Source organism: Burkholderia sp. AU45251 (assembly GCF_030482905.1).
Taxonomy (GTDB): Bacteria; Pseudomonadota; Gammaproteobacteria; order Burkholderiales; family Burkholderiaceae; genus Burkholderia; species Burkholderia aenigmatica.
In genome coordinates, this window is sequence record NZ_JAUJQH010000004.1 from 150,304 (window position 1) to 170,867 (window position 20,564).

The 20,564-nt window shown below is 61.5% G+C and carries 23 protein-coding genes; 18 read left to right on the top strand and 5 right to left on the bottom strand.

The features are described from left to right. Positions 1 to 404 precede the first annotated feature (404 nt). Both QZM67_RS12250 and QZM67_RS12255 read left to right on the top strand, forming a co-directional pair. Positions 405 to 1,667 (top strand): cytochrome C, encoded by a 1,263-nt coding sequence (locus tag QZM67_RS12250; protein WP_301803778.1) that lies wholly within the window; start codon positions 405 to 407, stop codon positions 1,665 to 1,667. Between the two features lie 15 nt (positions 1,668 to 1,682). Beyond that, positions 1,683 to 2,339: a cytochrome c gene (locus QZM67_RS12255; protein ID WP_301803211.1), complete on the top strand. Its 657-nt coding sequence runs from the start codon at positions 1,683 to 1,685 to the stop codon at positions 2,337 to 2,339. 54 nt (positions 2,340 to 2,393) lie between these two features. On the opposite strand, the gene QZM67_RS12260 is transcribed toward QZM67_RS12255, so the two are convergent. Both QZM67_RS12260 and QZM67_RS12265 read right to left on the bottom strand, forming a co-directional pair. Next, positions 2,394 to 2,741, bottom strand: a complete 348-nt coding sequence (locus tag QZM67_RS12260) for a hypothetical protein (protein WP_301803214.1) — start codon at positions 2,739 to 2,741, stop codon at positions 2,394 to 2,396. Positions 2,742 to 2,837: 96 nt separating this feature from the next. Further along, the gene (locus tag QZM67_RS12265) at positions 2,838 to 3,422 is read right to left on the bottom strand and encodes a hemerythrin domain-containing protein (protein WP_301803217.1); all 585 of its coding nucleotides are present in this window, start codon (positions 3,420 to 3,422) and stop codon (positions 2,838 to 2,840) included. 147 nt (positions 3,423 to 3,569) lie between these two features. Here QZM67_RS12265 and QZM67_RS12270 point away from each other — a divergent pair, with 147 nt between their 5' ends. Further along, positions 3,570 to 3,779: a hypothetical protein gene (locus QZM67_RS12270; RefSeq protein ID WP_301803218.1), complete on the top strand. Its 210-nt coding sequence runs from the start codon at positions 3,570 to 3,572 to the stop codon at positions 3,777 to 3,779. 366 nt (positions 3,780 to 4,145) lie between these two features. After that, positions 4,146 to 4,874: an energy transducer TonB gene (locus tag QZM67_RS12275; protein WP_301803220.1), complete on the top strand. Its 729-nt coding sequence runs from the start codon at positions 4,146 to 4,148 to the stop codon at positions 4,872 to 4,874. A 281-nt stretch (positions 4,875 to 5,155) separates the two neighbouring features. On the opposite strand, the gene QZM67_RS12280 is transcribed toward QZM67_RS12275, so the two are convergent. Both QZM67_RS12280 and QZM67_RS12285 read right to left on the bottom strand, forming a co-directional pair. Then, positions 5,156 to 5,887, bottom strand: coding sequence for a hypothetical protein (locus QZM67_RS12280; protein WP_301803221.1), 732 nt, complete (start codon positions 5,885 to 5,887; stop codon positions 5,156 to 5,158). Positions 5,888 to 5,993: 106 nt separating this feature from the next. Then, positions 5,994 to 6,683 (bottom strand): CBS domain-containing protein, encoded by a 690-nt coding sequence (locus QZM67_RS12285; RefSeq protein WP_301803224.1) that lies wholly within the window; start codon positions 6,681 to 6,683, stop codon positions 5,994 to 5,996. 324 nt (positions 6,684 to 7,007) lie between these two features. Here QZM67_RS12285 and atpD point away from each other — a divergent pair, with 324 nt between their 5' ends. The 14 genes from atpD (at position 7,008) to QZM67_RS12355 (ending at position 19,005) form a co-directional block, all read left to right on the top strand. Beyond that, the gene (gene atpD / locus QZM67_RS12290; RefSeq protein ID WP_301803225.1) at positions 7,008 to 8,438 is read left to right on the top strand and encodes a F0F1 ATP synthase subunit beta; all 1,431 of its coding nucleotides are present in this window, start codon (positions 7,008 to 7,010) and stop codon (positions 8,436 to 8,438) included. After that, on the top strand, positions 8,435 to 8,899 hold the full coding sequence (locus QZM67_RS12295) for a F0F1 ATP synthase subunit epsilon (RefSeq protein ID WP_301767216.1): 465 nt from the start codon (positions 8,435 to 8,437) through the stop codon (positions 8,897 to 8,899). Before atpD ends, QZM67_RS12295 begins: the two co-directional genes overlap by 4 nt. Further along, a complete protein-coding gene (locus QZM67_RS12300; protein WP_175221189.1) occupies positions 8,889 to 9,233 on the top strand; it encodes an AtpZ/AtpI family protein in 345 nt (114 codons plus the stop codon). Before QZM67_RS12295 ends, QZM67_RS12300 begins: the two co-directional genes overlap by 11 nt. Positions 9,234 to 9,236: 3 nt before the next feature. Next, complete coding sequence (locus QZM67_RS12305; RefSeq protein ID WP_301803237.1) at positions 9,237 to 9,521, top strand: ATP synthase subunit I; 285 nt, start codon at positions 9,237 to 9,239, stop codon at positions 9,519 to 9,521. Then, positions 9,518 to 10,216, top strand: a complete 699-nt coding sequence (locus QZM67_RS12310; protein WP_301803239.1) for a F0F1 ATP synthase subunit A — start codon at positions 9,518 to 9,520, stop codon at positions 10,214 to 10,216. Before QZM67_RS12305 ends, QZM67_RS12310 begins: the two co-directional genes overlap by 4 nt. Continuing rightward, entirely contained in the window at positions 10,213 to 10,461 is a 249-nt protein-coding gene (locus tag QZM67_RS12315) for a F0F1 ATP synthase subunit C (protein WP_124619152.1), read from the top strand. The genes QZM67_RS12310 and QZM67_RS12315 overlap by 4 nt, the downstream gene beginning before the upstream one ends. Positions 10,462 to 10,470: 9 nt before the next feature. Beyond that, entirely contained in the window at positions 10,471 to 11,223 is a 753-nt protein-coding gene (locus QZM67_RS12320) for a F0F1 ATP synthase subunit B (protein ID WP_301803242.1), read from the top strand. Continuing rightward, complete coding sequence (locus QZM67_RS12325; protein ID WP_301803245.1) at positions 11,201 to 12,748, top strand: F0F1 ATP synthase subunit alpha; 1,548 nt, start codon at positions 11,201 to 11,203, stop codon at positions 12,746 to 12,748. Before QZM67_RS12320 ends, QZM67_RS12325 begins: the two co-directional genes overlap by 23 nt. After that, the gene (locus QZM67_RS12330; protein WP_301803248.1) at positions 12,745 to 13,602 is read left to right on the top strand and encodes a F0F1 ATP synthase subunit gamma; all 858 of its coding nucleotides are present in this window, start codon (positions 12,745 to 12,747) and stop codon (positions 13,600 to 13,602) included. The genes QZM67_RS12325 and QZM67_RS12330 overlap by 4 nt, the downstream gene beginning before the upstream one ends. Before the next feature lie 393 nt (positions 13,603 to 13,995). Next, positions 13,996 to 15,438: a diguanylate cyclase gene (locus QZM67_RS12335; protein ID WP_301803251.1), complete on the top strand. Its 1,443-nt coding sequence runs from the start codon at positions 13,996 to 13,998 to the stop codon at positions 15,436 to 15,438. A 278-nt stretch (positions 15,439 to 15,716) separates the two neighbouring features. Further along, positions 15,717 to 17,183 (top strand): PDZ domain-containing protein, encoded by a 1,467-nt coding sequence (locus QZM67_RS12340; RefSeq protein WP_301803254.1) that lies wholly within the window; start codon positions 15,717 to 15,719, stop codon positions 17,181 to 17,183. A 49-nt stretch (positions 17,184 to 17,232) separates the two neighbouring features. Beyond that, entirely contained in the window at positions 17,233 to 17,667 is a 435-nt protein-coding gene (locus QZM67_RS12345) for a carboxypeptidase regulatory-like domain-containing protein (RefSeq protein ID WP_301803256.1), read from the top strand. Positions 17,668 to 17,763: 96 nt separating this feature from the next. Then, complete coding sequence (gene petA / locus QZM67_RS12350; RefSeq protein WP_301803258.1) at positions 17,764 to 18,390, top strand: ubiquinol-cytochrome c reductase iron-sulfur subunit; 627 nt, start codon at positions 17,764 to 17,766, stop codon at positions 18,388 to 18,390. Between the two features lie 222 nt (positions 18,391 to 18,612). Continuing rightward, positions 18,613 to 19,005 carry a hypothetical protein gene (locus QZM67_RS12355; RefSeq protein WP_301803259.1) on the top strand — a complete coding sequence of 131 codons (393 nt, stop codon included), beginning with the start codon at positions 18,613 to 18,615 and terminating at the stop codon, positions 19,003 to 19,005. Positions 19,006 to 19,212: 207 nt separating this feature from the next. On the opposite strand, the gene QZM67_RS12360 is transcribed toward QZM67_RS12355, so the two are convergent. After that, positions 19,213 to 20,532: a chloride channel protein gene (locus tag QZM67_RS12360; RefSeq protein ID WP_301803261.1), complete on the bottom strand. Its 1,320-nt coding sequence runs from the start codon at positions 20,530 to 20,532 to the stop codon at positions 19,213 to 19,215. Positions 20,533 to 20,564 lie beyond the last annotated feature (32 nt).

Genomic DNA, 20,564 nt, shown 5'->3' on the forward strand with positions numbered 1-20,564 from the left:
GGCGCTCCAGACGCCATGCACCGTGATTACACCAAGGGTTGAAGCTTTCTTGACTTCGATCAGATTTCCTCGACTCGCTGCCCCTACATTTGGGTCGTGTGCGGTGCGCTCAGCGTTAAGACCGCGGTAACGCTCATAGACCGATACAGAGGCTGACGCGGGCCCTTATTCGACCGACGTATACGCTGCATCTTTCGAGTTGACGAAGCGGCATTTCCTTCTATCCTAAAAAACACTCCAAGAAAATGCGCCGACGGCAACATACCGGCTTCGTTGCAAACGAATTCGGATGCGGGACCATCGAGAAGAACGACGAAGAGGACGCTATGGCCAATCGGATCAGAAGGTATTTCGTTGCCTTGTTTCTGCTGGCTGTTGCGACGCTGCCGTTTTCCCCCGATGCCATGGCAGTGCCGGCGTTCGCGCGACAGACCGGGCTCGCCTGCGTCGCGTGTCATGTCAGCTTCCCTGAGTTGACACCCTTCGGCCGTTTCTTCAAGTTGACCGCCTACACGCTGTCGAACAAGTGGACGATCCCACTCGCAGGGATGGTGCAGGTATCTCAAACAAACACCCGCAGCATCAACAATACCAACTACGATTTCGCTCGCAACCAAGACGTCGTGTTACAGCAGGCGAGTCTCTTCTACGGTGGACGCATAGCTGGCCCAGTCGGTGCGTTCGCACAGTGGACGTACGACGGCATTGCTCACCATAGCGGAATCGACAATACCGATATTCGCGCTGCCGGCCATTTCACCCGCGACGATATTGATTTCATTTATGGCGTAACCGTCAACAATAACCCAACAGTCTCAGATGTCTGGAATACCACCCCTGCATTTGGTTTTCCGTATGCGTCGAGCAGCATTTCTCTGACACCGACCGCGAGTACGCTTATCGATGGTGGTCTCGCACAACAGGTTGTCGGCATTTCCGCCTACGCTTTCTGGAACCGCACCGTCTATGCGGAGTTCGGCTTTTATCGTACGGCTGACCAGATGTTTTCCGTGTTCCGGACTGGCCAGGACACTGCTACGCCCGGTGGCGTCAAGAGACTGAAGGGCGCAAACCCGTACTGGCGGCTTGCTTACAACCGCGAGTTCGGGCCGCATTCTCTCGAGGTGGGCACCTTCGGCATGGTCGCTGACGTCTATCCGGACAACACCCTCCCGACGACCCCAACCGATCGCTTCACCGATGTCGGCCTGGACGCTCAGTATCAGTACCTCACGCTGTCACATGCATTCACGACCCAGATCGCATTCATTCACGAAAAGCAAGACTGGAGCGCAAGTTTCCCGAGCGGCGGGATCGGTGCAGGACCGACGCCCACCAATCCGACGGACCACCTGAATACCCTCAAGCTCAAGGCATCGTATTACTACCAGCGCAAGTACGGAGCGTCGCTTGGGTACTTCACGACGACAGGAAATGCGGATGCGGGGCTGTATGGCGCCGTTCCAGTGACGGGGAGTGCAAATGGCCTGCCCGATACACGGGGCATCATTCTCGAACTCGACTACCTGCCGATGCCGCAAGTGAAGCTGTCCGTGCAATACACGTGGTTCCTCAAGTTCAATGGTGCACGCTTCAACTATGACGGAAGCGGACGGAACGCCAGCGACAACAACACGTTGTATCTGCTCGCCTGGCTTGTCTTCTGACCTGCGAGGTAACTCATGCGCATGATTTTCTGTCGGCTCGTTGCCGTTCCGGCAAACTGGCTTCGTTTGCCCATGACACTGGCACCGGCCCTCGGCGTCGTCGCGATCCTTGTCGGGGCACCCTCCATCGCTCGCGCCGAAGACGGCGCGCGACTCGCGGCCCAGCTTTGCGCTGCTTGCCATGGCGTACATGGACACAGCGAATCGCCGATATTTCCGCGGCTGAGCGCTCAGACGTCAGAGTATCTGACTGCGCAGCTCAAAGGATTCCGTGAACATGCGCGCGGCGAGACGGATGCCCGTTCGTACATGTGGGCAATCGCGTCGCAACTCGACGACGCGACGATCGCATCGCTGGCCGACTATTACTCGCACCAGGAGCCGGTGCGCGGTGCACCGGGCGACCCGACAACGATGTCGAAGGGACAGGAAATCTTCGAACATGGCGTGCCCGATCGCGGAACCCCCGCGTGCGCCTCATGCCACGGCGCAGAGGGCCAGGGAGTTGGCCAGTTCCCGCGGCTTGCTGGCCAGCACACGGATTATCTGCTTCGCCAGATTGAAGTCTTCAGGAATGGAACACGTGCAAATGCGCCGGTCATGACTGCCGTCGCGCACACGCTGAACACCGATCAAGCGAAGGCCGTCGCAGAGTGGCTGGAGTCACGTTAGCCGTCAAGATGCTCGCGATTTCGGCCAGCCGACAACTGGCCTGCAGCACTTGCGCTATACCGCGTATTGCAATGCCAGGTCGAAACCGATTACGACCAGCGAGCAGCCGAGGCCGGCCATGAGATTTCCGACACGATGTTCGAAATCGTGATTTCGGCTGATCCAGGCTCCAATCAGGAAAACGCCTTCAAAGACGACCTGAAGCGCAACGAACACGAGCATCAGCAGGAACTCATAGCCCATGAACCGGAAGTTCGAGAAGTTCATTCCGAATTCGGCGATCCACCTGCCCACCCTGAGAACTTCATATGCCAACAACAGGATCGGAAAGGCGTAACTGGCGACATAGGTGGGCACACTTGCGTGCCGCAGTTCCAAATGAAAATGGTGAGTGGCTTGCATATGCCCTCCTGCATCGAATCTGGTACTCAAAAATCCTAATCGAAATGCATGCTGACAGATCCTGCTACCTGGCTGTCCGTCGATCGATGCAACCGATCAGCTAGCTTCGTGATCCGGGACGGCATTGACGATCATCGAGAACAATTTCCCCAAATCATCTTCAAGCTTTGACCCATCGAACGGATCGCGATTGGCTCCAAAGGCGGCGTCGATCCCTGCCCAGTCATCCATTGTCAACAGACGTTTGGCGGCTGGCAAAATCAGTGTCTCTTCCAGACACCGGTGATCCGCATAGAACTCCGCATAATCATCCATCAGCGCGCCGAGCGTACGAAGCGCAGACGCGCCTTTCAACTCGTACCGGGTCAGCGCGTGCTCCAGATTTCTCAACTTCATGTCGCCTCGATCGTGCTGAGACTCCAATTCATTAAGGACGCTGTCGAACTCATCGGTTCGATCGCGCAAAGGCCTGAACAGGTAGCGATCCTCGGTAGGATGATGTACCTGCTGCGGGTATTCTCGGACGTAGTAAAGCATTGCCCGAAACACTATGGAGCCCGGGGCGGGGGCACCTGCAACAAGCAGGTGGACAAAGCGCCGCATGCCCTCGATCACGGTGGATAACTGGTCGTGCTCATGAAGGATGACGGTTATGGCACTACGCGGCCCGAGCAACGGCATCTCAATCTCCGCACCGGAAAGTGAAATTCATTTGCGATTCGGCCTACCGCCTCACCCCGACAGCAAGCGCGAAAGCCAGTTTCGATACTTTAATATTGGTCATCCGCCGCCCGATTTCTAAGTGCACCAACACCACGGCGTTGATGAATGTCAACGATCCGTGTTGGCCTCGTCACGAAGATGCGTTCCGATGGCGATCTGCGCCCCTTTCAACCGACGATTGGGCAAATAGCGAAGAACGATTCCTTGGCATTTGTCTGGCTTGTGTCGGATGCGTCATCTGTTTATAGCGTCGCATGGCGCGCCATTCGTCGTCGCGAATCGAATGGCCGCTTGCAGCACGGATTTGGAGCCTGAGCGTCCGGATACGGGTACCGATGAATGCTACTTCATGGCCGGCAGCTGCCGGTGGTGGCCGGTTGAATCTGCCACCCTGAAGCACCATTCGGTCCCGCACAAAATTCGCGGCAACTCCCGCAGAGTACAACGGCCGTTCGTCGACTCGCCAACGTGTGCCAATGATGGAAAAACAGGGTAACGCCGGTGGCCACCGTTCTCACGTTTTTGCAATGGAGTACCAAATGAAATCGAATGGTCGCCGGAAGTCCGCCGGCAGGCACCCATTGTGCGTTACTTCCGTGCAGCGACTAAACTGAAATGAGTCGCGAACGGAGCACCGGCTCGAGGCGCGCTCACGGGGGCGCAGGCCGGCGCTAAGCAGCCATGAGCACGAAATTCAACTTGCCAGTTTGGCCGCCTCGCGAGGACGGCACGGGGCGAGCGATTGGACTGGCGGTGGCTCTACACGTCTTGCTGGCGGCGATGGTGATTTTCAGCGCAGGCCTGTCGCACCATCACGCTCCCACGCGCTCGGGCACGGTGATTCACGCGCCCGGCAAGCCGTTGCTGTTGAACACGTCGGCCCAGCCTACGGCCAACCCGGCGTCGGCATCACGCGTTTGGACTCCGTCTACCCACCCCGGGACCGTGAACGTGCTGGTGCCCGTTGTGCGCGATCATCACAGGATCACCACCAACCCCCAGCGTTTGAAGGCGCCAGCCTTGAGGATTAGCGTCATTGCAGCACGCCGGCCTCGGTTGCCGATCGCCACGACCATTGCTGCGCAAGCAGACGGTGAAATTGAGCGCGAACGTACCGCGCGGCTCGCGGCACTGCAGGACATCGCCGGCGTGCGTCCGCCGAAGATTGACGTTGCTGCCTCTCAGGACTATGCAAAGACGGTAGCCCGCCTGGTGCGCGCCAACGTCATCGCGCCATTCCAGATTCCAGGCAATCCATCTGCTGTCATCGCTGTCACGTGCACGCCCAGCGGCAATCCGCAGTGGGACCGTGCCGTGCTGGCCGCCGTCGAGAAATCAGACCCGATGCCACGGGATATCGACGGCGCGACGCCGGTGAGCATCGTTCTTACGCTTCAACCGAAGGGCTGAAGGACACCCGCAGGCGGTCGGTCGGATGTCAGCGCCGGCCGCTTCTCGCCACGCCGGGTTCGCTTGGTCTAGCCAAGCCGTAGCGCCGCTTCGACCGGTATCTTCAGTTGATCCAGAATCAGCGCAAACCAGATCACAGTCGTTGTAACCGCTCCCACGAGCGACCACGGCAACGTGTCCATTAGCGTACCTGACAGTACGAGCACCGAGACGATTGCAATATCAATGGCGGACGACAGCAGCAGCCACAGTCCCCACCGCGAATGTCTCCCTCTCAGCACTCAACGCACGACGAACTTGCCGAACATGCCTTCTTTGGCATGCTGCGGCGTCGGACACACATACCAAAATGTGCCGGCTTCATCAGCTACGAACGTAGTCGACAGCTTTGCGTACGTGGCCTGCGCCAGCGTCTTCTTGCTGCGCCACGGCAGCAACGGCATGATCCGAGCGAGCCCCGGGCCGGTCGCCATCATCGCCATGTACGGATAGGGCGGCGGCTCGGGCGTCAAGATCAAGCCGTGTTCCATGTTGGCTCCGAAATCCATATTCACCAGATTGAGGTGAACCACTGCCTTGGCGGGCACGATCAGCGTGGGGTTTGTCAAGCCGCGAACTTCGAACGTCTCGTCATCATGTCCCGGTTGACCGGCGACCATGTCGATCGTGACTTCTTGCGCATCGAAAGTTATCGTATTGGTTTTGATATCGACCCTGCCTTGACGGTCGCCGTCGCGGATGAAGGCTTGGACCTGGTCGTATGTCATTGAGCCACGCGTCCAATCGCTACCGGCCGCGCCATTGGCGAACCCACCCATCATGCCATGGCCCATGCCGTAGCCGCCCATCATGCCCGGCAGGTCCGAGTCGCCCGAAGAGGCTTGTGCCGACACCGGCGTGGCGACTCTGAGCAATGTGACCGCCGCAGCCACGGCCAGCACACGAATTCGAAAGTTACTGGACATCATGTCCTCCCGCCAGGCAAGGACCAGTTCCGCGCGCGGGAACTTCAACGCTTCAGATCGGCGCGCCGCTCCTTGTACTCGCCTGCATCGATTACGCCGTGTGTATGGCGCGTGTCGAGAACGTCGAGCGCCGCGCAGTCACGGTCATGACGTTCTACACGCCTGAATGCGACGTGCCCGTATGATCTTCACCCCCCTTGACGCCCGGAATTCCCTCGGCCGCGACGCGCATCGCCTGCACCTCGTTCGGTGCCCACGCGTAGTAGCCCCAAAGATGGACGATCCCGTTCTTGACGATCACGTTTCGACCGGGAAAGCTCCATTTGCGGCCTGCGATCTCGGCCAACAGCATGCCTCGAATCTCGCGATCGCTCAAAATCTGCTGCTGGTTCGGCGTCGACGGCGAAATCGCAAGCGCCTGAACCAGATTCGCCCGGCTCACGATTCCAACGACCTCGTTTCCGCGCACGACGGGAACCCGCCTGATGTGCGCCTTCTCGAGGATGTGAGCCAGCTCGTCGATCGGCGTCATTTCCTGGACGGTAACGACGTGCTTCGTCATGACATCTTTCACGAGATGCGCATGCGTTTTCACATAGTCGGCTGCATCGTCGCGACGGGCAGTCAGCAGCTCGAGCCACCAGGCGCGATGCGGCCTGTCTGTATCGATTTCCACGCGGCGCACCAGATCCGACTCGCTGATCATTCCGACCAGACGTCCATTCGCGTCGATCACGGGCGCACCGCTTATTCCGTTCTCGACGAGCAGCGCTGCCGTTTGTTGAACCGTCATGTCCGGTTTCACGGAAATGATTGTGGGTGTCATGACGTCAATGGCGTGCATTGTCGGCTCCTCGTAGCTGTTTCAGTCTCGCGCCCGACAGCCGGCGCTTGCCAACGTTTCCGATATCGAGGTTAGGCGACGATTGCACCGGCTCGTTGATGTGCATCAATCTGGTCGTCACAGTGCGGATTGCCGGGTATCACCGCCAATTTGACGTGAACGTCCATACCCTCGCCTCTCAGCCGCCCCGCCCGCAAGCTCCTTGATCACGATCAATCGTCGGCAGGAAGCGTCGCAGTACATATTGGCCATGGCTTTTGCCCGCGGCTCGGCTCCGTACTGCACGGACCCGTGCCCGTGCGCCCCCAATCGCGACGAATACCGATGAACAACGCATCGATCGCCAGTGTTTCCAGCCCGCAGCTTCCCGGACGCGTCGTCGCCGTTCGCGGCGCGGTCGTCGATCTCGCATTCACGGCAGGCGTACTGCCGCCAGTGAACACTGCGATCTCGGTCGAAATCGAAGGCGGCAGCTCGATCGTTGCGGAAGTGCAAGCGCACCTCGACGAGCGGACCGTCCGCGCACTGGCGATGCAGTCGACCAGCGGATTGCCGAGAGGCGCGTCGGCGCAAGCGTCCTGTCAGCCGATCGCGGTTCCGGTTGGCAACGCCGTCCTCGGGCGCCTGATCGACGTGATGGGTACGCCGGGCGACCAGGGCGAGCCGCTTCCGATCGACGTCCAGCGCCGTCCCATTCATCAATCGCCACCGGCGTTGTCCTCCCAGGACAGCGCAACCGGCATCTTCGCGACCGGCATCAAGGTCGTCGATCTCCTCGCCCCGCTCGCCCGGGGCGGCAAGGCAGCGATGTTCGGCGGCGCCGGCGTGGGCAAGACCGTCCTCGTCATGGAGCTGATTCATGCGATGGTCGAGCGCTACAAGGGAATATCGGTGTTCGCCGGCGTCGGGGAGCGCTCGCGAGAAGGCCATGAACTGCTGGTGGACATGCAGCATTCCGGTGTGCTGCCCAAGACCGTGCTCGTATACGGCCAGATGAACGAGCCGCCAGGCGCGCGCTGGCGGGTTCCGCTGACCGCCCTGACCGTCGCGGAATATTTCCGCGACGAACAGCACCAGAACGTGCTGCTCCTGATGGACAACGTGTTCCGCTTCGTCCAGGCCGGCGCCGAAGTGTCGGGTTTGCTCGGGCGGCTCCCGTCACGCGTCGGCTATCAGCCGACGCTGGCGAGCGAAGTGGCGGCGTTGCAGGAGCGCATCGTGTCCGTCGGCGGCGTCTCGATCACGGCGATCGAGGCGGTTTACGTTCCGGCGGACGATTTCACGGACCCTGCCGTCACGACCATCGCCGCGCACGTCGACAGCATGGTCGTCCTGTCGCGCACGATGGCCGCCGAAGGCATGTATCCGGCGATCGATCCGATCACGTCGTCGTCGATCCTGCTCGATCCGCTGGTGGTCGGCGCCGAACACGTTCAGGTCGCAACCGACGTGCGGCGCACGATCGAGCATTACCGCGAGCTTCAGGATGTCATTTCGCTGCTAGGCATCGAGGAACTGGGCGCGGACGACCGCCGGATCGTCGGCCGGGCCCGCCGTCTGCAGCGGTTTCTGACCCAGCCGTTCGCCGTCACCGAAGCGTTCACGGGTGTGCCGGGCCGCTCCGTCGCGGTCGACGACACCATTGCCGGATGCCGCGCCATTCTCGACGGCGAATGCGACGCGTGGCGGGAACAATCGCTGTACATGATCGGGACGCTTGACGAAGCCCGCAAGCGGGAACGGGAAACATCATGAGCACCGCGCTCCACCTGACCATCGCGACGCCCGCCGGAATGCTGGTCGATACACCGGATGTCGTTGCCTTCCGTGCGGAGGATGCGACCGGCAGTTTCGGTGTTCTGCCCGGGCATACCGATTTTCTGACCGTGCTGTCACCCTGTGTCATCCGTTGGCGGACTGCGGACGGCACGCGCCGGTTTTGCGCGGTAAGCAGCGGCGTGTTGCGGGTCGTCAACGGCACGGACATCAGTATCGCGTGCCGTGACGGCGAACTCGGCGATGCGCTCGAGACACTGCAAGCCCGCGTGCGGGAAACCCGCGAATCGCGTCTCGATGCGGCGCGCAGAGTGCGCGTCGAGCAAACACGCCTCAATGCCCAAGCCATTCGGCAGATACTGAAGTATCTGCGTCCCGGTGCGCCGGACATGGCAGCCCGCGCTGACGGTACCAACGAGGGCGCCGGACATGAGCGGTGAACCCCGAAAGGACGCGCCTGCCCGATCCGGCCCGGAGGCGAAAACCCGCGAGCCCGGCGCACCGGTACTCGAGCAGACCGCTCAACGCGCCGTCCAGCGCGACAGGCAGGCGCGTGACGTGCCGGAGCCGACACTGGGCTCCCGACTCGGACAGATCGGCATGCTTGGCTGGATGATCGTGATTCCGGCCTTGCTGGCGTTATGGCTGGGGCATTGGCTCGACCGGCATTTTCATACCGGCGTGTTCTTCTCCGCACCGCTGCTGATGCTGGGCGCGGCGTTCGGTCTGTGGTCCGCATGGCGCTGGATGCATCGCCAGGGTCCAGGGAGCTGAAACATGATACCGATCCAGACGTTGTCCCTTCCCCTCCAGACTGCCGCCGGCGGAATAACCGGCGGGATCGTCGGCCTTGCCTATTTCGCGTCGCTACTCGCCAACGTGCGCTGGTATGCAAGGGAAGCCATCGGCATCGCCGTCATCGTGCATCTCGTTCGCTTCGGCACGCTCGCCCTGGTGCTGTTTGGCCTCGCGCAAATCGGATACGGTGCGTTGCTGAGCGGCCTCGTCGGCATCATGCTCGCTCGCCGCGTGATGATCCGGTTGCCGGGAGGTTCGTCATGATGCATTCACCGCTCATGACCGAACCGCTGTTTCGCATCGGGGAGGTGCCCGTCTCGACGCCGGTGGCAACCACCTGGGTGCTGATGGCGCTCATTGGCGTCGCCGCGGTCGCGATGCGTCGGCGACTGTCGCTGACGCCGGGCAAACTCCAGACGGCGGCCGAGTTGTTCGTCTCGACACTCGACAGCCAGTTGCAGGACACGATGCAAGTTGAACCCGCGCGTTGCAGGGCGTTGCTCGGAACGTTGTTCCTGTTCATCCTGACGTGCAACTGGTCCGGCGTGATCCCGGGTGTCGAGCCGCCTACCGCCCATCTGGAAACCGACGCCGCCCTTGCCGGCGTCGTCTTCGTGTCGACGGTACTTTACGGCATCCGCGAGCGCGGGCTCGCCCGGTATCTTGCGTCGTTCGCACAACCGACCTGGATCATGATTCCGCTCAATCTGGTCGAGCAGATAACCCGTACCTTTTCACTGATCGTGCGCCTGTTCGGCAACGTCATGAGCGGCGTGTTCATGATCGGCATCGTACTGTCGCTCGCTGGCCTGCTGGTTCCGATTCCGCTCATGGCGCTCGACCTGCTGACAGGCGCGGTTCAGGCGTACATCTTCACGGTACTCGCGGCAGTCTTCATCGGCGCCGCGCTCGGCAGCGAAGGCGCGCCCGCGTCGCATCCACCGCAAGGAACATCATGAACAACTGGATTCAACTGGCAAGCATCATCGCGGCCGCGATCGCCGTTTCCTTCGGCGCAATCGGCCCGGCACTGGCCGAGGGCCGCGCCGTCGCTGCCGCGATGGATGCATTGGCGCGCCAACCGGAATCGGCCGGTACGATTTCGCGAACGTTGTTTGTCGGCCTGGCCATGATCGAAACCATGGCGATCTACTGTCTCGTGGTCGCCCTGCTCGTTCTGTTCGCCAATCCGTTTACCAAGTAAGCATTGGCCATGCGAATCGACTGGTGGACACTCGGCTTCCAGACGATCAACGTCCTCGTCCTGATTTGGCTGCTGTCGCGCTTTCTATTCAAGCCGGTTGCCGGGATCATGGCGGATCGTCAGCAAGCCGCTGCGCGCCTGATGCAGGATGCCGCGGCCGCCCGCGATGCCGCGCAGCGGGATCGCGACGAGGCGGCCAAAGACATTGCCGCACAAGAGGCCATGCGCGTGGAACGAATGAGTGCGGCCGCTACCGAGGTTGAGCACCTTAAAGCGTCGCTGCTCGCGGACGCACGTGCCGAGGCCGATGCGCTAAGAAAAGCCGCCGAGGTTGAAGTCGAAGTGATGAAGAAAGACGCACTGCGTGCCAACGCGGCACGGGCCAGCCAGTTTGCGATCGACATCGCGGCCCGGTTGCTCACGACACTCCCGGCCGGCACGCTGGTGGAAGGCTTCATCGAGCCACTCGCCGAAGCCGTCCGGGCATTGCCTGCGGAGGACCGCACTGGCCTCGGCCGCGACGGCGAAATGCTGCGCCTGATCGCCCCGCGTACGTTACGCGACGACGAGCTGGCCCGCTGTCGCGCGATGCTCGCAACGGCGCTGGGTCACGACGTGCCGATGCAGGCCGACGTCGATCCGACCTTGATCGCGGGGCTCGAACTCGTCGCGCCGCACGTCATCGTGCGAAACAGCTTTCGACATAGTCTGGAATCCCTGACAAGCGACCTCATTTCCCATGGCGACGAACGACACCCGTGACGGCACCGACGATGCATGGCTGACCGACGGCAGAACCGTGCTGGCGGCGCTGAATCTCGCCCCGCAGGCGGAATCGGTCGGGCGCGTCGAGCACATCGCTGACGGTATTGCACGGGTGAGCGGCCTTGCGCATGTTCGCCTGAACGAGTTGCTGCGGTTCGACGGAGGACAGTTCGGTTTCGCGCTCAAGCTGGACGTCGACACGCTCAGTTGCGTGTTGCTCGACGACGGCCGCGGCATTGCGGCCGGCACGCGCGTATCGGGCACCGGCCGCGTCGTCGAAGTACCGGTTGGCCCGAACCTGCTCGGGCGCGTCGTCGATCCGCTCGGGAGGCCGCTCGATCGCGGCCAGCCGCCGAAATGGTCGTCGTCCCTTCCGATCGAACGCGTCGCGCCGTCGATCATCGAACGCGCACCGGTCTCTCAGCCGGTCGAGACAGGCATCCTCCTGATCGATGCGCTGTTCGCGATCGGCCGCGGGCAGCGTGAGCTGATCATCGGCGATCGTGCAACGGGCAAGACGTCCGTCGCGGTCGACACGATCGTCAACCAGAAGCATTCCGACGTGATCTGCGTGTACGTGGCGATCGGCCAGCGGGCCACCGCGGTCGAACGCGTGATCGACGCGGTTCGGCAGCACGGCGCACCCGAGCGCTGCATCTTCGTCGTCGCGTCGGCGGCCGATCCGCCCGGTCTGCAATGGATCGCACCGTTCGCCGCGTTCAGCATCGCGGAATACTTCCGGGATCGGGGTCAGCACGCGCTCGTGGTCATCGACGATCTGACCAAGCACGCCGCCACCCATCGCGAGCTGGCGTTGCTGGCGCGAGATCCTCCCGGGCGGGAAGCCTATCCGGGCGACATCTTCTACCTGCATGCGCGCTTGCTCGAACGTGCCGCCAAGCTTTCCGCGGAGCGCGGCGGCGGTTCGTTGACCGCGCTGCCCATTGCGGAAACCGATGCCGGGAATCTCGCGGCCTACATTCCAACCAACCTGATCTCGATTACCGACGGGCAGATCGTGCTCGACGCCCACCTGTTCGCGGCCAACCAGCGCCCCGCCATCGATGTCGGGCTCAGCATCAGCCGGGTCGGCGGCAAGGCCCAGCTCCCGGCGCTGAGAGCTGCGTCGGGACGATTGCGGCTCGATTACGCGCAGTTTCTCGAGCTCGAAATGTTCACGCGCTTCGGCGGGCTCAGCGATACCCGAATCAAGGCGCAAATCGATCGTGGGGAACGCATTCGCGCATTGATTGCGCAGCCGCGCTTCGCGCCGCTACGCCCCGTAGGCGAGATCGCATTGCTGTTTGCGCTGGCCGACGGTGTATTCGATGGATGCGCGCCGTCGGCGATCGCTGCGGTGCGAGTCGCACTTCCCGCCTCCCTCGATTCGACCGGTATTGCGACCAAGCTCGGTGCCGTGCTCATTGCCGGCGACCAAGTGTCATCCGATGATCGCGCCGAGCTCGTTCGCATCGTCCGCGATCTCGTGCCGCAGTCTGCGGAAATCCGGAGCGAGCGATGAGCAATCGGCTCGTCGACGTCCAGAACCGACTGGGTACGGTACGCGAACTGGAATCCGTGGTGAGCGCGATGCGCGGCATCGCCGCGACACGCACGCGAGAAGCACTCGCGCGCCTGCCGGGAATCCGGGCATGCGCCGACCTGATCGGCCTTGCGATTGCCGACGCGATGAGCATTGCCGTACTACGACCGCTGGAGAACCCGGGGTCGCCGCTTCCGGGCGACACCCATGTCTATATCGTCATCGGCGCGGAACACGGTTTCGTCGGCACCTACAATCAACGTGTGCTTCAGGCAATCCGCCGGCCGGCGGCAGGCGCCGTCGAGTATTTCGTCGTGGGCGATCGCGTACGGCGTGCGGCCGAGGAGTTTGGCCTCACGGTGACCTGGTCGTCGGAAATGATCGTTCACGCCGATGCCGTGTCCGATCTCGCGGCGAAGATCATCGATGCGCTGTATCGTCGCCTGCGTCACGGCAACGCGTCGCATGTCACGCTCGTGCACGGTGTACCGCAGGCGATCAGCGAAGCGGCCATCCTGACGACTTCGCTGTTGCCCTTCGATTTCCGGCGATTCGAACCGGTCACGCGCGCCTTTCCGCCGGTCGTCACGCTCCCGATACGGCAACTGCAGGAAAGACTCGCCGAGGAATATGTCTATACGCAGGTTTGCGAGGCCATCATCCTGTCGTTCGCTGCGGAGAACGAAGCGCGCATGCGCGCGATGATCGCGGCGAAACGCAATATCGACGACACCGCGCAACGCCTGAACCGGGACTATCACCGCTTGAGGCAGGAGCAGATCACTGCCGAAATCGTTGAACTATCGACCGTTGACGGGGGCTTCTCGTCATGACTCGCGACGGAATTGCGATGGCCTGTTCGAGCTCGCCGTCGACCACTGGAAAGCAACGACGACACCGTCACGATCGGGAGTCGCCCTGTCGGCGAGTTGCATGTACGAAACACCGATTTACCACCAGACGCATCATCGCAAGAATCCATGCCGAGCGACTGCCCTCACGATAAGGCCCTCCCGGCATCGAGACCTTTACGTTTTCTCTCAATCGACTACCTTAGCTAAGCGTACGGGGATTTTTGCAAACGAACCAACGAAGCGGTTGCATCGCGATTCAGGATGCCTTTTCTCCTGCAACGCGTGTGACTCGACAAAAATTCGATGCTTGAACGAAAAACCATGCGGGGTCACTGGCCGCGGCACACACATGCTGTACGGTTGTCCAGTTGCGTGCCCTATGTCGGCCTGCTCATCGCGATGCTCATGACGGGTATATGTGCGCTCTCGTTGTATCAGAGTCGGCGTGACGCTACCGCGTATACCCGTGAGAATCTCAGAAATATCGCGCTCGTTGCGCAACGGGACATCGAGCGAAACTTTGAACTCTACGAGAGTTCGCTGCAAACGCTCGCCGGCCGGCTGGGAAATACCCGAATCATGCGCATGCCGCCAACGCTTCGTCGCCAGTTCTTGCTCGACGGCCTGGCGAACTCGAATACGCTGGGCTCCATCCTTGCCATTGACCCGTCGGGACGCGTGATACTTGATTCCGAAGACGCTACGCTCCACGCAAATAACTTGTCCGATCAAATCTACTTCACGGCACAGCGTAATCACCCGGCGCTGGGGTTCTTTCTCAGCCCGCCTTTTCACTCCAGGGCTCGGCACGGCGATTTATGTGTCGCGCTGAGCTTGCGGATCCCCGCGCCGTCCGGAAAATTTGGCGGCGTCGTCGTCATGATGATCAGTCTCGACTATTTCCGGCAACTGTTGTCGGTGCTTTCTCTCGGCCCGGGCGGCTCTGCGTCGCTGATCGGAAAAGACGGGCTGATGGTGATGCGCGTGCCATACCAGGCGACTGTCATCGGACGAAATATCAGTGGCGCCTCCACCTTCAAGCGCTTCATGGCCTCGGATGAAGGATCATTCAGCGAGACGGCCAGTCTTGATGGGGTACGTCGCCTTTACTGGTTCGCCCAGATGGGGCGCCTGCCATGGATCATCATGGTGGCTGCCGCCCATGACGATATCTACCGCGCCTGGGGAAAGCGTGCAGCGACCGTCGGGATACTGGTGTTGTCGCTCGGCGCGCTGATCGTCGTCTTGTCCTATCTTCTTGGCGGACAACTACGACGACGGGCGCAGATCGAAGCCGAGTTGCAATTGCTGGCGGAAACCGACGCGCTGACCGGCCTGAGCAATCGCCGGCTGCTGGACAGGATCCTCAAGGCCGAATGTCATGAGGCAATCCACGCGCGAACGCCGATTTCGTTGCTGTTCATCGACCTGGACAGATTCAAGGGTTACAACGACACGTATGGCCACGTGGCAGGCGACGCCGCACTTGCAGCCGTGGCGCGATGCATTGTCGAGAACCTTCGACAACCCGGCGACCATGCGTGTCGATATGGCGGAGAGGAATTCGTGGTCGTACTTCCGAATGCAACCGAACGGCACGCGTACGACGTGGCCGAGCGGATTCGAACTGCCGTCGAAAACCAGAACCTCGCGCACGCGCTCAACGAACCGGGTTGCGTGACCGTCAGTATCGGCATCGTGACGTGGCGACCGGATCGGGGCGACGACCTCGCCGCTTTACTTCACGCTGCCGATTCCGCCGTCTACCGTGCGAAAGCCCGAGGCCGTAACCGGATCGTCGTATTCAACGAATAGATGACGACGTGGCGGCTGGCCACATGCCGCGCTGCATCGACACGCGTCATCCTGTCGTCACCCTCGATGGACCTGCCGGACGACACCATCACGAATGACGAGCTGGGCGTGATGCGTGGATAGTCATCAATCCACGAAGGCGATGTGACGACTTGATCCCGGTCTTTTAAGCGCAATTTAATTCTCGCGACCTACGGTGAAACTGTCGCCGCATGGTAGAGCCGTACCCGTGATTTTTATGCCCGGTGCGTTTGCTTCCGCGCGACAGGAGCGTAGTCATGGCAAGCATCGGATTCAACCGTATCGCGGTCGCCAGTGTCGCCATTGCAGCGTTGTCGGCAAGTTGCATGTCGAAGGAATCGCTTGCCCCGGCGCAGGCAACGCGGGCGCCTCAACTCGCGCTCTCCGCAACATCAGACACGGCGGCCTATCCGGGAATCGTGTCTGACTTCGAGAACATGGCGAGGGTAGACGGCCTCGCTGTCGTAGCGGTCAACGCATCTCCACTCGACACAGCATCAGGTTTGAAGCAACTATGGCCTCCGCCAGGCGTTGGAAACGATCCGTTCCTTCGCTTCTTCAGGGAATTCTCTCCCGCACCTGGCGACGATCGCGGTATCCTCGCACGACAACACGCCAGCGGCTTCATCATCTCGCCGAACGGGGACATCCTCACGGATGCCAGCGACATTGCCGGTGCCTCTAGAATCACCGTCTCCCTCGCTGACGGGCGAACCTATCCCGCCAAAGTAATCGGTAGCGACCCGGCAAGCGGCGTCGCGCTGCTTCAAATTCCCGCGAAAGGGTTGCCGGTTGCCAGAATCGGATCGCCCACGGCGCTCAAAGCCGGCGAATGGGTCGCATCGATGGGTTCCCCATACGGGCTCGGGAACTCGATCGTGAGGGGCATCGTAAGCAATACCTCTCGTCTGCTTCCAGACCAATCGTACGCGCCATTGATCCAGACCGATCTCACGGAGAACGCCGGCGATGGCGGTGGTCCGCTCCTGAACCTCAAGGGCGAAGTCGTCGGTATCGAAACGCCGCTTCTGGACGACGGCCACGCGTACCAGGGTCTGGCCTTCGCGATACCGATCGACGAAGCCATGAAGGTTGAGCGCCAGTTGAAGTTGCACGGCAAGGCCACCCATGGGCGCATCGGTGTCGCAGTGCAAGACTTGACGGATCCGCTCGCCCGATCGTTCGGGATGGCGCGGCCGAATGGCGCGCTCGTCGCGTCGATCGACTCAGGTGGTCCTGCAGCAAAGGCAGGCTTGCGGGCAGGCGACGTCATCGTTGGGATCAACGGCACGGCAGTTTCGGATTCGACACATTTACCGGCGACTGTGGCCGATCTGAGCCCTGGCGCCACGATCGATCTCGGCTACTGGCGAAATCACGCTGTCCATCACGCGACAGTGGTTCTGTCGTCGATGGACTCCCACGACCTTCCCGTCAACACGATGAATCGCGCGTCCTCCGGCGCATACGGACTGCGGGTACGCAATCTGACGGGTGACGAAGAACGGGCTGCAGGTGTCCAGGGCGGCGTACGCGTCGAACAAAGCAGCGGGCCCGCTGCGCTCGCCGGAATCGAACCGGGCGACATCATTCTGCGGATCAACAGCACCCCCGTGACGAGTACGGCTCAGTTCTTCAAGAATATCGCGCGTTCCGCTCATAACGTAGCGCTCCTGGTCGACCGGAGCGGCTCGCGAATGTTCGTCACCATAGAGGTGAGCTGAAGACGTTTCGGAGCAAACACGTCGACACGGAGCACAGCAGGAGGCAATCATGAAGTCCTCATCCAGAATGGCGCTCGGCGTCGCGACAGCAGCGATTGCCGTGTTCGCCCGAAGCGGGTTGGCCGCAGAGCTGACGTCGCTTCCGTCACTCGAGCATTCAGGCCAGGTTACTTACCTGTCCGGCGGAATCGGGAGCGATCAATCGGCCGCGATCAAACAGGAGATGGCCAAATATTCGCTCGCGCTTGAGTTCGCGGGGCACACGAGCAGCGGGAACGAATATTTGGCAGATATCCCGGTGCAGATCGTCGACGCACATGGCAAGACCGTGCTCTCGACGGTGACTGCCGGACCTTTTCTGCTCGTATCGATGCCGGCCGGGCACTATGCCGTAACGGCCACATATCACGGAAAAGTCATGCGTCGGAGCGTCGCAATACAGGCGTCGTCGCATGCGCACGCGGTGTTCGTCTGGACCATGTGAATCGACACGAGGCGCCGGGCTACCCCGTTCGGCCACCGTTTCAGTCACAGCAGCAGCCGTGACAGCACGAGCGCCTTTTGTCTCGAAGGAGTGGACATGGACGAGAAGCCAATCGCGTCTCCGGGACCCGACGTCAATCGCCGTCGTTGGCTCATCGCGACAACCGTCGCGAGCGGCGTCGGCTCGATAGCAGCGGCAATACCCTTTGTCGATTCGCTGACCCCGCCCGCCAGCGCACTCGCGGCAGGCGCCCCGGTCAAGGTCGACATCAGTCAGTTGTCGGAGGGCGGGATGTTGACGGCTGCATGGCGAGGCAAACCGGTGTTCATCGTCAACCGGTCGCCTGCCATGCTCGCAAGCGTCACCAAGGCGACCCCACTGGTCGCGGATCCCGACTCGCTTCACGCGTTCTCGATGCCGCTGCCGAACTATTGCAAAAACCCGTTTCGCTCGCGGCCCGACCATCGGAACATTCTCGTCGTCGTCGGCGTTTGCACGCATCTCGGTTGTACGCCGACCCCCAGGTTTCAATCCGGGCCCCAGCCAAACCTGCCCGACAACTGGCCAGGCGGTTTCCTGTGTCCATGCCACGGGTCAACCTACGATCTGGCAGGGTGTGTATTCCGCGACAAGCCGGCCCCGCAGAACCTCGACGTTCCTCGCTACATGTTCCTGTCACCAACCGAATTGCTGATCGGTCAGGACGAACATGGCGCAGCATAGCGTCGACAAACCCGCGGAGTTGCTCATTCCCGCGCGCAACGACCACGGTTGAAGCGTACAGGTGGTTCATTTCCCGTCAGGTGCATCTGAAGCGTCTGGCGCTTCTTGTCATGCGAGCGATCCAGTCATCAATCCACCGCTGCCACGCATCTTTTATGTCACACTGTGACGCAACTTGGCCGATGGATTCGGCTTTTGCCGCGTGGCATCGAGAGGACACCGTTGAACATCTGGCACATGACAATTGCCGCGGGAATCTGCGTGCTCCTCATCGCGTGCTCTCGTCGCGAGGGTGTATTGGGGCAGTCACCCGTGTTCTCCGCAACGTCCAACATATCCGCCACAGAAGTCGCGGATTGCGTCGCTCGTCGGTGGAAGCAGAGCACGCGGCAGTTGCATCTCGGCGAGCGCGCCGGAACGATTACGTTGCGCGCCGAATCGTTCTTCAGAGGGGTGCCGGTCGGGCTGCGTATCGTGCCGGACGGGCATCATTCAAGCATCGAGTATTTCCGTCTGCGCCGTGCCGACGGGCTCTATTTGTCGATGGTGCGGGGCTGTCTCCATCCCCGCGTGATCCATGGTGCGGCAAGCACGCCGGCCGTACCGCAATCATGAGCGCGCCCAACCTGGCCGCGCAGATCCGCCGATGTTGGCGAGGGTCACGCGTCAACGCACCGGCCACCACACGCGACCCTCATCGTCATCCCGCAGGATTGTGGCGTCTATACATCACCGCTCGCGAATACCCGGGTAGTGGCTGCAGCTCAGGATAGACGAACGCAGTCAATGATCTTCGACGCCCGGGAACAATGCCCCGGAAGGTCATCGGTGGTCGGCGGGAAAATAGCGTGTCGACAACGCTTCGTACAGCGGCGGAGCAAAGAATCGCGACACGCGGCTGGCGATCAGCGCCGTGGCCATCAACGAGATGACGAGTGCGTGGCCGTTGATCATTTCGATGACGATCACGAACGCAGTGATCGGGCTCTGCGTGACCGCCGCAAGATAGCCGACCATGCCAAGCGCGATCAGCATCTGCAGCTGCATGCCCGAGAACAGGGTATGCAGCGTGTTGCCGATCCCGGCACCGATCGCGAGCGACGGTGCAAACAACCCGCCCGGCGCGCCGGGCAGGTACGAGCCGATCATCGAAACCATCTTGAACACCGGGTACAGCACGCTCACGTTCGTGTGGCTTTCGAGCATACTCCGGGCTTCCGCGTATCCGCTGCCGAACGTATGGCCGTGCGTCGACACACCGACGACCGCGACGACCAGCCCGCACGCCGCGCCGAACAGCACGGGCTGGCCGGCACGAAAATCCTGAAGCCGTCGCGGCATCCAGCGTCGCGTGTTGAGCAACAACCAGCCGAAGATTCCGCCCATGACGCCCGCGATCACACCGATGAGGACGACCGCAAGCGCCAGCGACTGAGGCAGGTGCGCCCCTACGTCGATCGTGCCGAAATAAACGTAGTTCCCCTGAATGCCGAGCGACACGATACCGGCGAAGATGATCGCCGTGATCAGCACGCCACTCGTCCGTTGTTCGAAACTGCGCGTCAGTTCCTCGATCGCAAATACGACACCGGCAAGCGGTGCATTGAACGCGGCGGAAAGGCCTGCCGCCGCGCCCGCGAGGGCCAGCCGGTGCTCGAGCACGCCCGGGCGAATCGCACGAAACCGCTGAGGATAAAACTGCCGCAGATTGAACATGAGTGCGGCCCCGACGTGAATCGTCGGGCCTTCGCGGCCGATCGTGAACCCGCCGAGAATGGCCAGGAACGAGACGAGTATCTTCCCGATCAGGATCCGGATCTTGAGCAGCCGCGCACCCGTGTTTCCCGGCGCATGCAGCATGGCAATCACCTGTGGAATGCCGCTCCCCTCCGCACCATCGAAGAATCTCCGCGTCAGCCAGACCGTCACCGCACCGATCAGCGGCGTGACGACCAGCGGCAACCATGCATGTTGGGCGGCATAACCCAGAAACACCGCGTAGCCGAAATCGATCAGCTTCGCGTAAAGCACCGCGACGAGGCCGACAGCCACCGCACCCAGCCAGAACACGCCATAGTGAAGCCACAGACGCCGCGCATGCAGCAACGCGCGTCGATCTGCGAGCGCGGAAATGCGGATCATCGGTCTCCCCCTACCCACTCGTCAGTCTTGTT